General features: G+C 74.7%; 15 protein-coding genes. 4 read left to right on the top strand and 11 right to left on the bottom strand.

Translation table 11 applies throughout. The annotated features are described in order from the left end of the window. The first annotated feature begins 10 nt into the window (after nucleotides 1-10). Nucleotides 11-943 (top strand): LLM class F420-dependent oxidoreductase, encoded by a 933-nt coding sequence (locus EKG83_RS07830; protein ID WP_033427755.1) that lies wholly within the window; start codon nucleotides 11-13, stop codon nucleotides 941-943. Here the strand turns inward: EKG83_RS07830 and EKG83_RS07835 are convergent. The 7 genes from EKG83_RS07835 to lpdA form a co-directional block, all read right to left on the bottom strand. Further along, on the bottom strand, nucleotides 928-1,413 hold the full coding sequence (locus EKG83_RS07835) for an ArsR/SmtB family transcription factor (RefSeq protein ID WP_033427486.1): 486 nt from the start codon (nucleotides 1,411-1,413) through the stop codon (nucleotides 928-930). The two genes, EKG83_RS07830 and EKG83_RS07835, sit on opposite strands and share 16 nt — an antisense overlap. Before the next feature lies 1 nt (nucleotide 1,414). Next, nucleotides 1,415-2,437, bottom strand: coding sequence for a serine hydrolase (locus EKG83_RS07840; protein WP_051764333.1), 1,023 nt, complete (start codon nucleotides 2,435-2,437; stop codon nucleotides 1,415-1,417). 61 nt (nucleotides 2,438-2,498) lie between these two features. Then, complete coding sequence (lipB, locus tag EKG83_RS07845) at nucleotides 2,499-3,242, bottom strand: lipoyl(octanoyl) transferase LipB (RefSeq protein WP_033427485.1); 744 nt, start codon at nucleotides 3,240-3,242, stop codon at nucleotides 2,499-2,501. Next, a complete protein-coding gene (locus tag EKG83_RS07850) occupies nucleotides 3,229-3,840 on the bottom strand; it encodes a phosphatase PAP2 family protein (RefSeq protein WP_033427484.1) in 612 nt (203 codons plus the stop codon). Before EKG83_RS07850 ends, lipB begins: the two co-directional genes overlap by 14 nt. Then, nucleotides 3,837-4,721, bottom strand: coding sequence for a TIGR01777 family oxidoreductase (locus tag EKG83_RS07855; protein ID WP_033427483.1), 885 nt, complete (start codon nucleotides 4,719-4,721; stop codon nucleotides 3,837-3,839). The genes EKG83_RS07850 and EKG83_RS07855 overlap by 4 nt, the downstream gene beginning before the upstream one ends. Before the next feature lie 127 nt (nucleotides 4,722-4,848). Next, nucleotides 4,849-6,636, bottom strand: coding sequence for a 2-oxoglutarate dehydrogenase, E2 component, dihydrolipoamide succinyltransferase (gene sucB, locus EKG83_RS07860; protein WP_033427482.1), 1,788 nt, complete (start codon nucleotides 6,634-6,636; stop codon nucleotides 4,849-4,851). A 54-nt stretch (nucleotides 6,637-6,690) separates the two neighbouring features. After that, nucleotides 6,691-8,061 (bottom strand): dihydrolipoyl dehydrogenase, encoded by a 1,371-nt coding sequence (gene lpdA / locus EKG83_RS07865; protein ID WP_033427481.1) that lies wholly within the window; start codon nucleotides 8,059-8,061, stop codon nucleotides 6,691-6,693. Between the two features lie 177 nt (nucleotides 8,062-8,238). On the opposite strand from lpdA, the gene EKG83_RS07870 reads away from it, so the two are divergent. Further along, nucleotides 8,239-8,559 (top strand): oxidoreductase, encoded by a 321-nt coding sequence (locus tag EKG83_RS07870; protein ID WP_033427480.1) that lies wholly within the window; start codon nucleotides 8,239-8,241, stop codon nucleotides 8,557-8,559. A gap of 197 nt (nucleotides 8,560-8,756) precedes the next feature. Here EKG83_RS07870 and EKG83_RS07875 read toward each other — a convergent pair whose 3' ends face one another. After that, nucleotides 8,757-10,253, bottom strand: a complete 1,497-nt coding sequence (locus EKG83_RS07875; protein ID WP_033427479.1) for a leucyl aminopeptidase — start codon at nucleotides 10,251-10,253, stop codon at nucleotides 8,757-8,759. A 193-nt stretch (nucleotides 10,254-10,446) separates the two neighbouring features. Here EKG83_RS07875 and EKG83_RS07880 point away from each other — a divergent pair, with 193 nt between their 5' ends. Both EKG83_RS07880 and EKG83_RS07885 read left to right on the top strand, forming a co-directional pair. Then, on the top strand, nucleotides 10,447-11,652 hold the full coding sequence (locus tag EKG83_RS07880; protein ID WP_153277933.1) for an APC family permease: 1,206 nt from the start codon (nucleotides 10,447-10,449) through the stop codon (nucleotides 11,650-11,652). A 75-nt stretch (nucleotides 11,653-11,727) separates the two neighbouring features. After that, entirely contained in the window at nucleotides 11,728-12,828 is a 1,101-nt protein-coding gene (locus tag EKG83_RS07885; protein ID WP_033427478.1) for a branched-chain amino acid aminotransferase, read from the top strand. Nucleotides 12,829-12,878: 50 nt separating this feature from the next. Here the strand turns inward: EKG83_RS07885 and EKG83_RS07890 are convergent, their stop codons facing one another. From EKG83_RS07890 to cobU, 3 genes are read right to left on the bottom strand one after another with little or no spacing between them, the layout of a single operon-like run. Next, entirely contained in the window at nucleotides 12,879-13,577 is a 699-nt protein-coding gene (locus EKG83_RS07890; RefSeq protein ID WP_033427477.1) for an adenosylcobinamide-GDP ribazoletransferase, read from the bottom strand. A 45-nt stretch (nucleotides 13,578-13,622) separates the two neighbouring features. Beyond that, a complete protein-coding gene (cobT, locus tag EKG83_RS07895) occupies nucleotides 13,623-14,660 on the bottom strand; it encodes a nicotinate-nucleotide--dimethylbenzimidazole phosphoribosyltransferase (protein WP_033427476.1) in 1,038 nt (345 codons plus the stop codon). A gap of 3 nt (nucleotides 14,661-14,663) precedes the next feature. Continuing rightward, the gene (cobU, locus tag EKG83_RS07900) at nucleotides 14,664-15,221 is read right to left on the bottom strand and encodes a bifunctional adenosylcobinamide kinase/adenosylcobinamide-phosphate guanylyltransferase (protein WP_153277934.1); all 558 of its coding nucleotides are present in this window, start codon (nucleotides 15,219-15,221) and stop codon (nucleotides 14,664-14,666) included. Between the last annotated feature and the right edge of the window lie 9 nt (nucleotides 15,222-15,230).

The following is a 15,230-nucleotide window of genomic DNA, read 5'->3' on the forward strand; positions in this document are numbered from 1 at the left end:
CGTGGGCGCGGTGGAACTCCGCATCTTCACCGAACCCCAGCAGGGGGCCTCCTACGACGACCTGCTGGCCGTGGCGCGCACCGCCGAGGCCGCGGGTTACGGGGCTTTCTTCCGCTCCGACCACTACCTGAAGATGGGCGACGTCGACGGCCTGCCCGGCCCGACCGACGCCTGGATCACCCTCGCCGGCCTGGCCCGCGACACCGAGCGCATCCGCCTGGGCACCCTGATGACCGCCGCCACCTTCCGCCACCCCGGCCCGCTGGCCATCAGCGTCGCCCAGGTGGACCAGATGTCGGGCGGCCGGGTCGAGTTCGGCCTGGGCGCGGGCTGGTACGAGGAGGAGCACACCGCCTACGGCCTGCCGTTCCCGCCCACCGGCGAGCGCTTCGAGCGGTACGCCGAGCAGCTGGAGGTCGTCACCGGCCTGTGGAACACCCCGCCGGGTGAGACCTACTCCTTCGAGGGCAAGCACTACCGGCTCACCGACTCGCCCGCCCTGCCCAAGCCCGCCCACCGCATCCCGGTCCTGATCGGCGGCCTGGGGCCCAGGCGCACGCCCGCGCTGGCGGCCAGGCACGCCGACGAGTTCAACCTGCCCTTCGCCGACGCCGAGACCGCGGCGCAGCAGTTCGCCCGGGTCGAGGCCGCGTGCGAGGCCATCGGCCGGGACCCGGGCGAGATCACCCGCTCGGTCGCGCTGGTGGTGGCCATCGGCCGGGACGACGCCGAGGTCGCGCGCCGCGCCGCCGCGATCGGCCGCGAGGTGGACGAGCTGAAGCGGAACGGCCTGGCCGGCACGCCGGCGGAGGTCGTGGACCGGCTCGGGCAGTGGCGGGAGAGGACCGCGGTCACCCGCGTCTACCTCCAGGTCCTGGACCTGGCCGACCTCGACCACGTCGAGTTCGTCGCGGCCGAGGTGGCGCCTCAGCTGCGCAGCTGACCGGCCACGTCCGAGGCGGCGGTGAGCAGGACGAGCACGGGGATCGCGGCGGCCGGCCGCAGCCGGTAGTTCCCGCGCTCGTCCTGCTCCACCACGCCGGACCCGGTGAGCGCCTTGAGGTGGTGGTACAGCCGTCCGGTCGACCCGAGCCGGGTCGCCTCCTGGAGCGCGGCGGCGGGTTGCGCGCCCTGGTCGAGCAGCGTGCGCACGATCTCCACCCGCGCCGGGTGCGCCAGCGCGGACAGCACCTCGACCCGGGGCCGGTCGGTCAGCGACAGCGCGTGCTCGGGCGTCACGTCGATGCGCCAGGACACCTGCCCGTCGCCGAACTCGACCCGGCCGCCGTAGCCGAACGTGCCGCCGCCACCGCCGTTGCCGGGCGGGTCGGCGGTCGCCCGCCCGTCGCCCTCCAGGGCGGCCACGCGCCGCTCCAGCTCGGCCAGCCGCTGCACCAGGTCCACCGCCGCCATCCTAGGAGAGGCTGACCTGGAATTCCCGGAGCACGCCGGGGTCGAGCAGGGCCTGGCGCACCAGCAGGACCAGCCGGTCCCCGGCCACGAACCGCGCCACGTCCAGCCCCCTGGTCAGCACGGCCGCGGTGCCCACGCGCCCGTCCGCCCACCGCACGCTCATGCCGACGGTGATCACGCCCGGCAGCGCGCCGCCCTTGAACCCGATGCCCGCCACGCCCGGCGGCAGCTCGCCCAGCGCGGCGCCCGCGCGTTCGAGGTGGTCCCGGGCGACGGGCACGTCGGTGAGCGCGCGGTGGATCCGGCTCAGCGCGACGGGGCTGCCCGCCCAGGTGGTGCCCGCCCACGCGGCCTGGCCGTCGTAGCCGGGCAGGGCCGGTATCCGGCCGATGACCTCCAGCTTGACCCGCGGGTCCCGGATGTACTGGGCCGCGCTGACCGGGCGGCCGAGGATGAGGTGCAGGAACTCGGTCAGGATCTCCGGCACGGGCGCGCCGGGCCGGCCGTACCGGGCGGCGGCGGCGCGCAGCACGCCCTCGCCCAGCCGGTGGCGCAGGAAGTCGGTGGCGGCGTTGTCGCTGAACCGGATCATCGACGCGACCACGTCGTCCAGCCGCACCCGCCGGTTCGGGTCGTCGGCGATGGTGTCGCCGGCGGACGGGATGCCCAGGGCGCGCAGGGACGCCGGGTGCGCGCCGCCGTCGAGCCCGATGTAGTACTCCTCCCAGTCCCCGACGCGGACCTCCTCGTCGGGCCTGGCCGCACCGGTCGCCACGGCCTTCGCGTACCCGGCCAGGTGCACCACCTTCACCGCCGAGGCCAGCGGCTGGGGTTCGGCCGCCCGGTGCGCCACCCGGCCGCCGCGGCCGTCGTCGAGCACGGCGGCCACGTGCTGCCGGTTGGCGCGCAACCAGGCGAACCAGTCGTCCGGCTGCGCCAGGGCGCGACCGGTCGCGGCGGGCAGGAGCGCGACGGCGCCGGCCGCCCCGCACGCGCGGAGCACGTTCCGTCTGGACAGGAGCACGACGGATCTCCCCTCTAGTTTTCCGTAATTCCGGAATAGTAGAGGGGAGCGTCGCGCGGTGTCAGCCCGTCTGGACGGCGAACGTGACGCCGGCGGCCACCGGCTGCGACCGGACCAGGGTGCGGTCGGTCAGCGGCAGGTCGCCGTTGAGCGCGTCGACGACGGCCCGCTGGGCCAGCGGCAGCACCTCGGCCACGGTGACGTCCCGGTCCAGCTCGCGCGACAGCGAGGCCACGCCCGCGTCGCGGATGCCGCACGGGATGATGTCGTCGAACGCGGCCAGGTCGGCGTTGCAGTTGATCTCGAACCCGTGCATGGTCACGCCGCGCTGCACGCGGATGCCGATGGCCGCGACCTTGCGCTCGACGCCCCGGTCGTCGGCCGGGACCCACACGCCGCTGCGGCCCTCGACCCGGCCGGTGCGCACGCCGAGCTGGTCGCACACGTGGATCAGCGCCTGCTCCAGCCGCCGCACGTACTGCACGACGTCCAGCGGCTCGGCGAGCTTGACGATCGGGTAGCCGACCAGCTGGCCCGGCCCGTGCCAGGTGATCTTGCCGCCGCGGTCGACGTCCACCACGGGGGTGTCGCCGCCCTGGGGGCGCTCCTCCGGCTCGGTGCGCCGCCCGCAGGTGTAGACCGGGGGGTGCTCCAGCAGCAGCAGCGTGTCGCCCAGCGAACCGTCCACGCGGGCTTCGGCCAGCTCGCGTTGCAGGTCCCAGGCGGCCAGGTAGTCGATGGTGCCCAGCTCGCGCACCTCGATCGGCGCGGTCGAGGCGCGGCAGGAGGGGTCAGGACTGCTCACGCCTCGACACTACGCCCAGCGGCAGCAGCCGGAGGGCGTGGGCGGCGACGAGCCCGACCCCGGTCGTGGCGAGCACCGCGCCGACCGTGTCGGTGAACCAGTGCACCTCCAGCGCCACCCGGCCGGCCGCGATCAGCACCACGGCCGTGGCCGCCAGCGCGATCGCGTGCCGCAGGTACCGGTGCGCGAGCCGGCCGACCAGCACCACGCCGGTGAACGCGACCGCGGTGACCGCGGTGACGTGGCCGCTGGGGTAGCTCCACTGCGGGTGCTCGACGGGGCGGACGCGCCGGTAGCCGTACCGGGCGAGGACGGTGCACCAGGACACGCCCAGCAGCACCGCGGCGCGCAGCAGCAGCGCGTCCTTGGCCAGCAGCGCGCGCAGCGCCAGCGACAGCAGGGCGATCGTCGCCAGCCCGGGGCTCAGCACGAAGCTGACCACCGCCGCGGCGTGCGTGACGTTCGGGTCCAGCTCGGTCGCGACCAGGTGCAGCTCCCGGTCGATCCCGGGCACCTCCCGGTGCACCGACAGGCCCAGGACCAGCGAGGCCAGCGCCAGCGCGACGCCGACCAGCACCCCGACCGGCACGGCGGTCACCCGCCGACGGCCGCCGCCACGGCGGCCCCGAGCGAGGGGTGCAGGAACTGGAAGCCGTGCCGCTCCAGCACGCGGGGGATGGCGCGCTGACCGGACAGCAGGCCCTCGTCGGCCAGGTCGCCGAGCGCGAGCCGGAGCGCGAACGGCGGCGCCACCCAGGGGGTGGGCCGGTGCAGCGCGTGCCCGACGGTGCGGGTGAACTCGGCGTTGGTGACCGGGCTGGGCGCGGTGACGTTGACCGGGCCGCGGACGTCGCGCTCCAGGGTGAACCGGATGGCGGCGACCGCGTCGTCCAGCGAGATCCACGGCATGTACTGGCGGCCGTCGCCCAGCCGCCCGCCGAGGAAGGACGAGAACAGCGGCCGGATCCGGCCGAACAGGCCGCCGGAGGGGCTGATCACCAGGCCGGTCCGCAGCCGCACCACGCGGGCGGAGGTCTCGGCGGGCGCGGCCGCGGCCTCCCAGCGGCGGCACAGCCCGGCGAGGAACCCGCTGCCCGACGGCGCGGTCTCGTCGACCACCTCGTCGCCGGTGTCGCCGTAGTAGCCGACGGCGCAGGCGTTGACCAGGACGGGCACGCCGTGCTCGGCGACCGCGCCGGCCAGCACCTCGGTGGGCACGGTGCGGCTGTCCAGCAGGACCTGCTTGCGGGCGTCGGTCCAGCGCCTGTCGGCCACGCCCGCGCCGCACAGGTTGACCACCGCGTCCACGCCGTCGAGCGCGCCCGGGTCGACGCGCCCGGCGGGCGGGTCCCAGCCGCGCTCGTCCGGGGCGGCGGGGCGGCGCCGGACCAGCCGGACGACCTCGTGCCCGCCACCGCGCAAGGCGGCCACCAGGCTGGTGCCGATCAAACCCGAGGAACCCGCGACCACGACCCGCATGGGTTGATCGTCTCGCAGGGTCGGGCCGGTCGCACAGCGGCGGGGTGCCGGTCGCGCCGCGGGGGAGCCCCGAGAACGGCGAAGGCCGCCCCCGGTGCCCCGGGAGCGGCCTCCGCGACCTCGTGCCCTACAGGCCCAGGTCGGCCTCGAACGCGCCCTCTTCCAGCCGGTTCTTGACCGTGGTCAGGAAGCGGCCCGCGTCGGCGCCGTCGACCAGCCGGTGGTCGTAGGTCAGCGCCAGGTAGGCCATGGACCGGATGGCGATGGTGTCGTCGCCGTTCTCGTCAGTGATCACCACCGGGCGCTTCTTCACCACGCCCACGCCCAGGATGCCGACCTGCGGCTGCTGGATGATCGGCGTGTCGAACAGCGCGCCGTTGCTGCCCAGGTTGGTCAGCGAGAACGTGCCGCCGGTCAGCTCGTCCGGGGTCAGCTTGTTCGCGCGGGCCCGCGCGGCCAGGTCGCCGATCTTGTGCGACAGGCCGGCCAGGTTCAGGTCGCCCGCGTTGGCGATGACCGCGTTGAGCAGGCCGCGCTCGGTGTCGATCGCGATGCCCAGGTGCTCGGCACCGTGGTACACGACCTCCTTCTTCTCCTCGTCGATGGAGGCGTTGAGCACCGGGTGCTGCTTCAGCGCCTCGACCGCCGCCTTGGCGAAGAAGGGCAGGAACGTGAGCTTGGTGCCCTCGCGCTGCTCGAACGCGGCCTTGGCGCGGTTGCGCAGCCGGGCGATCTTGGTGACGTCCACCTCGAAGACCTGGGTGAGCTGCGCCGAGACCTGCAGCGACTCGCGGGTCCGCTGGGCCACGATCTGCCGCAGCCGCGGCAGCTTCTGCACGGTGCCGCGCTTGCCGCTGGTGTCCGCGGCCGGCGTGGCGACCCGCTGGGCCGGCGCGGACGCGGCCGGGGCGGCGGGCGCGGCGGCCGGTGCCGGTGCCTTCTTGGCCTCGACGGCGGCCAGCACGTCCTGCTTGCGGATGCGGCCGCCGACGCCGGTGCCCTTCAGCGACGACAGCTCGATGCCGTGCTCGGACGCCAGCTTGCGCACCAGCGGCGTCACGTACGGCGCGCCGTTGGCGGACTCGTCCTGCCTCGGCGCCTCCTGGGCGGGGGCGGCGGACTCGGGCGCCTCCTGCCGCGGCTGCTGCGAGGGCGGCTGCGGCGCCTGCTGCTGCGGCGCGGCCTCCTGCTGCGGTGCCTGCTCGGCCTGCTTCGGGGCCTCCTGCTGCGGGGCCTCCCGGACCGGCTCGGGCTCCGGGGCCTGCTGCGGTGCCGGCGCGGGCGAACCCGAGCCGATCACCGCGAGCCGCCCGCCGACCTCGACGGTCTCGTCCTCGCCCGCGGTGATCTCCAGCAGGGTGCCGGCCACCGGGGACGGGATCTCGGTGTCGACCTTGTCGGTGGACACCTCCAGCAGCGGCTCGTCGACCTCGACGGAGTCGCCGACGGACTTCAGCCACCGGGTCACGGTGCCCTCGGTGACGCTCTCGCCCAGCGCGGGCATGGTCACCGGGGTGCCCTCGGCGGCACCGCCGCCGGACTGCGGCGCCTGCTGCCGCGGGGCGGCCTCGGCCTGCGGCTCCGGCTGCGGGTCGGGTGCCGACTGGGGCTCCGGCTGCGCCTCCTCGGCGGGCGCGGTGCCGCCGCCGGAGGTCGAGTCGTCGTCGCCGGAGCCCGAGCCGTCGCCGATGACGGCGAGCTCGGCGCCGACCTCGACGGTCTCGTCCTCCTGGGCGACGATCTTCTGGAGCACACCCGCCGCGGGGGACGGGATCTCGGTGTCGACCTTGTCGGTCGACACCTCCAGCAACGGCTCGTCGACCTCGACGCGGTCACCCTCCTGCTTCAACCAGCGGGTGACCGTGCCCTCGGTGACGCTCTCGCCGAGTGCGGGCATTTGGACGGAGAAGGCCATCGTTCGCTGACTCCTCGTGCGTGGGTCGAAGTTCGGCTGACTGGGGTGCGACGGTCAGCCGTGCACGTGCAGCGGCTTGCCGGCCAAGGCGAGGAAGGCTTCGCCGAGGGCTTCAGTCTGGGTCGGGTGGGCGTGGATCAACGGCGCCACGTCCTCGGGGTACGCCTCCCAGCTGTAGATCAGCTGGGCTTCACCGATCAGCTCGCCGACCCGCTCGCCGACCATGGTGACACCGACCACCGGGCCATCGGGCGCCTTCACGAGCTTGACGCCACCGGCGGTCTTCAGGATCTGGCTCTTGCCGTTGCCCGCGAGGTCGTAGACGAACGTCTCCACGGAGCCGTACTTCTCCTTGGCGGCGGCCTCGCTCAGGCCCACCGACGCGACCTCGGGCTTGCAGTAGGTGACGCGCGGGATGCCCGCCTCGTCGATGACCTTCGGGTTCTGCCCGGCGATCTCCTCGGCGACGAAGATGCCCTGCTGGAAGCCGCGGTGCGCGAGCTGGAGGCCGCGCACGATGTCGCCGACCGCGTAGACGCCGTCGAGGTTGGTCCTCAGGCGCTCGTCGGTGACGACGAAACCGCGCTCGACCTGGACGCCGGCCTCCTCGTAGCCGTGGCCCGCGGTGTTGGGGCCGCGGCCGACGGCGACGAGCAGCAGGTCCGCCTCCAGCACGTCGCCGGACTCCAGGGTCACCGCGACGCCCGACTCGTTCTGCGTGGCGCCGGTGAACTTCACGCCGGTCTTGAACTTGATGCCGCGGCGGCGGAACGCGCGCTCCAGCTGCTTGGACGCGTACTCGTCCTCGGCGGGGACCAGGCGGGGCAGCGCCTCCACGATGGTCACGTCGGCGCCGAAGGAGGCCCACACGCTGGCGAACTCGACGCCGATGACGCCGCCGCCGAGCACGACCACCTTCTCCGGGACGAAGTCCAGGTTCAGCGCCTGGTCGCTGGTGATGACCCGGCCGCCGATCTCCAGGCCCGGCAGGCTGCGGGCGTAGGAGCCGGTCGCCAGCACCACGTTCTTGCCGGTGTACCGCGTGCCGTCGACCTCGACGGTCCTGTTGCCCACGAAGGTGCCCGCGCCCTCGACCAGGGTGACCTTGTTGGCCTTGGCCAGGCCCTGCAGGCCCTTGTAGAGCCGGCTGACCACGCCGTCCTTGTACGAGTTCACACCCGCGATGTCGATGCCCTCCAGCGAGGACTTCACGCCGAACTGGTCACCCTCGCGGGCGTTGTCCGCGACCTCCGCCGCGTGCAGCAGCGCCTTGGTCGGGATGCAGCCGCGGTGCAGGCAGGTGCCCCCCAGCTTGTCCTTCTCGACCAGGATGACGGACAGGCCGAGCTCCGCAGCGCGGAACGCGCAGGCGTAGCCGCCCGAGCCGCCACCGAGGATCACGAGGTCGGCGGAGGTGTCGGTCACGGGATCTCCCTGGAGGACTTGATGCCTTACTTCGCGCGGGTGCGCGCGTGTGTGATTGCCATCTTGTCACTACGGCGGGAAGGCCGGCGACGCGGTGTCCTGTTCGGAGGATTTGGCGTCACCTTCACCTCGGCGCCGGCACCATGGCGTCGAGGAGTCGCTTCGGGAGGTGGCCCCGTGGGCCTGTTCGACCGTTTTCGCAGGAAGCAGCGCCCCGGCGTGCTGCGGGCGGCCACGTCCACGGACACCGGCCACCTGGAGCGGTGGGCCGCCGAGCGGCGCGGCGTGGAGGCGTACGTCGAGCCGAAGACGACCGTGACGGAAACCACGGTGGTGCTCGTCGCCCACGACGGCGAGTGGACGCGCAGGCGCATCGACGGCGCGGACGGCGCGCGGCGGTTGGCCAAGAAGCTGGGCATCCCGATCTACGACGCGGGGATCGTCGGTTACCCCAAGCGCATGCGCGAGTACTCGCGGCGCAAGAACAGCCAGGGCTAGCCGGCCGCCGCGACGGGTCGTGGCGCGCTCGGCGGGACAAGCCTGAACCGGGCACGCCCGGACCCGGCGTGCCCGGAGCGGGTGCCGTCGACCGGTCGGGTGCACCGGGACCACACTCCAGTGCACCCGACCGGTCGGCAACCGGGCTCCGCCGCGATCAGCCGTCCGGGAACCGGATCAGCCGTCCGTGGGCCCGGTCAGCCGTTCGCGGCGATGTCCGCCAGCACCGCGGCCAGGGTGCGCACCGGCGTGCCCGTGCCGCCCTTGGTCGTGTAGCCGTACGGCGCGCCGCTGTGGAACGCGGGCCCGGCCACGTCGATGTGCGCCCACGACACGCCCTCGGCCACGAACTCGCGCAGGAAGATGCCCGCGGTGAGCATGCCGCCGAACCGGTGCCCGGCCACGTTGGCGAGGTCGGCCACCCGCGAGTCGATGTCGGCCCGCAGCTCCTCCGGCAGCGGCATGGCCCACGCCTGCTCGCCCACCGCGCGGCCCAGCTCGGCCACCCGGTCGCGGAACTCGTCGGTGCCCATCACGCCCGCCGTGCGCTTGCCCAGCGACACGACCTGCGCGCCGGTCAGCGTGGAGGTCTCGATCAGGTAGTCCGGCGCGTCCTCGCAGGCCCGCACGATCGCGTCGGACAGGATCAGCCGGCCCTCGGCGTCGGTGTTGAGCACCTCGACGGTCTTGCCGCCGTACATGGTCAGCACGTCGCCGGGCCGGTAGGCGGTGCCCGACGGCATGTTCTCCGCCATCGGCGCCCACGCGGTGACCTCCAGCGGGAACTTCAGCTTCGCCGCCAGCACCACGGTGGCGATCACGGCCGCCGCGCCGCCCATGTCCGAGGTCATCTCGTCCATGCCGGCCGCCGGCTTGATCGAGATGCCGCCGGTGTCGAAGGTGATGCCCTTGCCGACCAGGGCGACCTTCTTGGCGGCCTTGGGGCCGCGGTAGGTGATGCGCACCAGGCGCGGCGGGCGGCTCGACCCGCCGCCGACGCCGAGGATGCCGCCGAAGCCCTGCTTGCGCAGCGCCTTCTCGTCCAGCACCTCGACCTCCAGGCCCTCGGCCTTGGCCAGCGCGGCGGCGCGCTCGGCGAACGAGGCCGGGAACAGGTCGTTCGGCGGGGTGTTGACGAAGTCGCGGGTGGTGGTCACGGCCTCGGCGATGGCGGTGGACGCCTTCACCGCCGCCCGGTGGGCCCGGGTGGTGCCCTCGGCGGGCGCGACGAGGTCGACCCGCGCGACCGGGCCGTCGCCCTTGTTCGACTTGTACGCGGTGAACGCGTACGCGCCCATCACGGTGCCCTCGACGGCCGGGCCGAGGTGCAGCGCGGACAGCGTGGTCACCGCGCGCTTCTTGCCGGCCAGGGCGCGGGCGGCGGCACCGGAGGCGCGGCGCACCTGCTCCTCGGCGACCGAGCCGTCGGCGGCGGGCTTGCCCAGGCCGACGGCGACGACGACCGGCGCGGCCAGCCTGCCCAGCGTGGGCAGGGTCACGACCTCGTCCTGCTTGCCGCTCGCGCCGAGGGCGGCGAGCACGTCCACCAGGCCGCCGTCGAACGCGGTGTCCACCGCCTCGGCCCCGCCGGCGAGGGAGAGCCCGTCCGGGCCCTGCACGGTGCCCACCACCACGGCGTCCGCGGCGGTGGTGCTCAGGTCACTGTCGGTGATGGCGAGTTTGGGCGCGGTCACTGCGGCTCCTCGACGAGTCCTCCCGGCACTTCCTGGTCGTGCGTCGGGATAGGGTTGATCGTCTCGCATGCTAAAGGTCCCGTTCACGCGGACGGCGGCGGCACCTTCGATAGCATGGAGTAACAATTAACACGTTCGGGCGTAAACCGCCCGGGCATTAGCGGTCACCCGATCCATCTGGGACTGTGTACGCGTGACGATTCCGCCCCGTGCCGGGGCCGTGGTGCTCGGCCTGGGCGCCGTGCTCGGGGTCGGTGTGCTCACCGGTTTCGCCCCGGCCGCCGCCGAGGCGGGCGCCTGGTTCCTCCCCGCGCTCGCCCTCGCCGCCCTCGCCGCGCTGTGCTGCGCGTTCTCCACCGCCGACCAGCACCGCGCCCACCCGGCCGCCGCCGGCGGCTACGCCTACATCCGCAACCAGCTCGGCCCGTGGCCCGCGCGCATCGGGGGGAGCGCCCACCTGGTCGGCCGGGCCGGCGTGGCCGCCGCGCTGGCCGGCGCGTTCGGCTCCTACGCGTTCCCGGAGCACCGGGCCGCCGCCGCGGTCGGCCTGCTCGCGGTGACCGCGGCGCTGGGCGCTTCGGGGTTCCGCTGGGGCACCCGGGCCTCGCTCGCCGCGGTCGCGGTGGCGCTGGGCGTGCTCGCGGTCGTGGTGCTGGCCTGCTTCGCCGTGCCGCCGCCGGGCAACCCGGTCACCACCGCCGGCGGCCCCGGCTTCGACGGCCTGATGGGCGCCGCCTCGCTGCTGTTCGTGGTGTTCACCGGGTTCGAGCGGATCACCGCGCCGCTGCCGGGCGACCGGGTGTTCGGCGACCGCGTGCTGCGCTTCGCCATCCCGGCCCTCGTCGGGTTCGCGCTGGTGGTCGCCCTGGCCGTGGGCGCGGCGGTGCTGCGGCAGCTCGGCCCGGCCCGGCTGGCCCTGTCCCCGGTCCCGCTGCGGGACGCCCTGGTCGCTGCGGGCGGCCGGTCGGTGCTGCCGCTGCTGGCCGTGGGCGTGGCCGCGATCGCGGTGCCGGCGCTGTTCGCCGTGCTCGGCTCGGCCCGCCGCACGCTCGTGGGCATGACCGAGACCGGCGACCTGCCCCGGCCGCGCGCGGCCTGGCCGCTGGAGGTGGTGGTGCCGGTGGCCGCCGCGCTCGGCGCGTCGGCGCTGCCCCCGGCCACGGCGCTCGCGATCGGCGCGTGCGGCACGGCGTTCTACTACGGCTTCACCAACGCCTCGGCGCGCGTGCTGCTCCAGGAGGACCGCACCTGGCCCATGCGCACCGCGTGCCTGGGGCTGGGCCTGTCGGTGCTGCTGGCGATGAGCGCGCCCGCGGAGGCCCTGGTCGCCACCGGCGCGCTGATCGCGCTGGGTACCGGTCTGATCGCGCTGGGTCGGGTGCGGGTGCCGGTCGGGTAGCCCGACCGGATGGTCGGACGTCCGAGCGTCGGGACGGCGATTTTCCGACGTCCGCGCGGCGGTTACTGTGCTGTCATGACGACAGCGTTGCCTTTCCACCGGACCCCCGACCCGCAGCCGGCGACCCCGGAGCGCGTTGCGGAGGTACTGGCGAAGCCGGGCTTCGGGCAGCACTTCACCGACCACATGGTGACGATCCGCTGGAACCGCGAACAGGGCTGGCACGACGCGGCGGTCGAGCCCTACCACTCGCTGGAGCTGGACCCGGCGGCCATGGTGCTGCACTACGGCCAGGCGATCTTCGAAGGGCTCAAGGCGTACCGCCAGCCCGACGGTTCGATCGCGTCCTTCCGCCCCGAGGCGAACGCCGAGCGCTTCCGCGCGTCGGCCCGCCGGATGGCCATGCCCGAGCTGCCCGACGAGCTGTTCCTGGCCTCGATCCGGGAACTGCTGGCCGTCGACGGGCGGTGGGTGCCCTCCGTGCCCGAGGAATCGCTCTACCTGCGGCCGTTCCTCTACGCCACCGAGAAGGGGCTGGGCGTGCGGCCGGCGGGCGAGTACCTCTACGTGCTCATCGCCTCGCCCGCCGGGTCGTACTTCGCCGGTGGCCTGAAGCCGGTCACGGTGTGGCTGTCGACGGAGTACGTCCGCGCGGCGCCCGGCGGCACCGGCGCGGCGAAGTTCGCGGGCAACTACGCGGCGTCGCTGGTGGCGCAGGCGCAGGCCGCCGAGCAGGGCTGCGACCAGGTGGTGTGGCTGGACGCGGTGGAGCGCCGCTGGGTGGAGGAGATGGGCGGGATGAACCTGTTCTTCGTCCTCGGCTCCGGCGCGGACGCGCGCGTGGTGACCCCGGAGCTGTCCGGGTCGCTGCTGCCGGGCATCACCCGCGACTCGCTGCTGCGGGTCGCGCAGGACCTGGGGCACGCGGTCGAGGAGCGCCGGTTCTCCACCGAGGAGTGGGAGAAGAAGGCCGAGTCCGGTGAGCTGACCGAGGTGTTCGCCTGCGGCACGGCCGCGGTCATCACGCCGGTCGGGCACGTCAAGCACTCGGGTGGCGAGTTCGCCGTCTCCGGCGGCCGCACCGGCGAGGTCACCCTGAAGCTGCGCAGCCACCTGACCGGCATCCAGCAGGGCCTCGTCGCCGACCCGCACGGGTGGATGAGGAAGATCGGCTAGCGGTTCCAGGGCTGTTCAGAGGACTGTTCCGCAGGACTGCCAGAGGACTGCTAGAGGGCGCAGACCGCCAGCACCGCGAGCGTGGCGGTCTCGCAGGCCGCGCCGAGCACGTCGCCGGTGATCCCGCCGAACCGCCTCCGCGCGTGCCGCACCAGCAGCAGCACGAGCCCGGCCGCGAGCACCACCGCGGCCGGGCCCCGCCACGGGTCGACCAGGAACCCGGCGACCGCCAGCGCGACCCACCAGGCGGCGGCCGCCCACCACGGCTGCGACCCCGCCACCAGCGCGCCCAGCCCCTCGGGCCGGGCCGCCGGCACACCGCGCAGGCAGCACAGCGCGAAGGCCGCGCGCCCGGCGGCCAGGGCGAGCACCACCGCGCCCCACCCGACCACCGGCAGGGCGGCGGCCTCGGCGCCCAGCACCACCAGCAGCGCGACCACCGCGAACGGGCCGGCGCCACCGTCCCTCATCACGGCCAGCGCCCGCTCGGGCGGGCCGTAACAGCCCAGCCCGTCGGCGGTGTCGGCGAGCCCGTCCAGGTGCATGCCGCGGGTGGCCAGGGCCAGGAAGCCCACCACCAGGAAGCCGCCGAGCAGCCCCGGCAGCACGGCCAGCAGCCCCGCGGCGGCCGCGCCCAGCAGCACGCCCACCAGCGGCGCGAGGGCGATGGCCCGCCGCGCCGCCCGCGCGTCGACGTCCCCGACGACGCGGACGGGCAGCACGGTCAGCCAGGACAGCGCCAGGCGCATCAGCCGCGCCCCATCAGTCGCGCCCCATCAGTCGGTCGCGTCCCGTCAGTCGCGCCCGGAGACGCCCGCGCTCTCGAACGTGGCCATCTCGGCCAGCACCCGCGCGGCCATCACCACCAGCGGCAGCGCGGCCACCGCGCCCGAGCCCTCGCCGAGCCGCATGTCGAACTCCAGCAGCGGCTCCAGGCCCAGGTGGTTGAGCGCCAGCGCGTGCGCGGGCTCCGCGGACCGGTGCCCGGCCACCCACCACTCGCGCGCACCCGGCGCCAGCTCCTCGGCCACCACCGCGGCCGCCCCGGACACCACGCCGTCCAGGATGACCGGCGTCTTGCGCACCGCCGCCTGGGCCAGGAACCCGGCCATCGCGGCGATGTCCGCGCCGGCGGCCACCCGCAGCAGCGCCAGCGGGTTGTTGATCACCGGACGGGCGCGGCGCAGCGCGTCCCGGATCGCGGCCGTCTTGCGCATCCAGCCCCGGTCGTCGATCCCGGTGCCGCGACCGACCACGGCCACCGGCTCCGACCCGGTCAGCGCGGCGATCAGCACCGCCGACGGCGTCGTGTTGCCGATGCCCATGTCACCGGCGATGAGCAGGTCCGCGCCGCCGTCGACCTCGTCGTCGGCGAGCTTGCGACCGACCTCGACGGCGCGCCGCGCCTCCTCGTCGGTCAGCGCGTCCTCGCGGTCGATGGAGCCGGAGCTGCGCCGCACCTTCAGGTCGCCGACGGCGGTGTCGGAGTCCACCGCCACGTCCACCACGCGCACGGTCGCGCCGGCCACGTTGGCCAGCACGTTCACCGCCGCGCCGCCGGCCAGGAAGTTGGCCACCATCTGCCCGGTGACCTCGCTGGGGTAGGCGGACACGCCGTGCCGCGCCACCCCGTGGTCGCCCGCGAACACCACCACGCGGGGCCGCGTGAACGGCCGCGGCGGGCACTCGCCCTGGCAGGCCGCCACCCAGGCGCCCAGCTCCTCCAGCCGGCCGAGCGAGCCCACGGGCTTGGTCAGCGCGGCGTGGCGGGTCACCGCCCGGTGGCGGGTGACCTCGTTGGGCGGCTCGACGGGCGGGAACTCGATGGTCACCGACTACCTCCGGCTTCCGGCTTCGCGCAAGTGCAGTGGGATCCCGGCGACGACCAGCAGCACCTCGTCGCACACCTCGGCCAGCCGCGCGTTGAGCGAGCCGAGCTGATCGCGGAAGAGCCTGCCAGAGGGCGTGCCGGGCACGACGCCGAGGCCGACCTCGGCGGAGACCAGCACCAGCCGGCTGCGCGCGTGGTCGACCGCGCGGACCAGGTCGGCGCACGCCGCGTCGACGGGTGCGAGGTCCCGGCCGTCCCAGGCGCCCGCGTCGTCCAACGCGCCGGTCAGCCAGGTGGCCACGTCGTCCACCAGGATCGGCGGGTCGTCCGGGGTGGTGGCGGTGAGCAGCGCGGGCAGGTCACCGGGCGCCGGTGCCTCGACGGTGGTCCAGGTGGAGGGCCTGCGCGCGACGTGGCGGGCGATGCGGGCGTCCCAGTCGGGGTCGTCGGCGTAGCGGCGGGCGGTGGCCACGTAGGTCACCACCGCGTCGGTGATGAGCCCCTCGGCGTGCGCCGACTTGCCCGACCGCGCACCGCCCAGGACCAGTGTCCGACGCGTCACACCCCACCC

The sequence above is a fragment of the Saccharothrix syringae genome (assembly GCF_009498035.1).
GTDB lineage: Bacteria > Actinomycetota > Actinomycetes > Mycobacteriales > Pseudonocardiaceae > Actinosynnema > Actinosynnema syringae.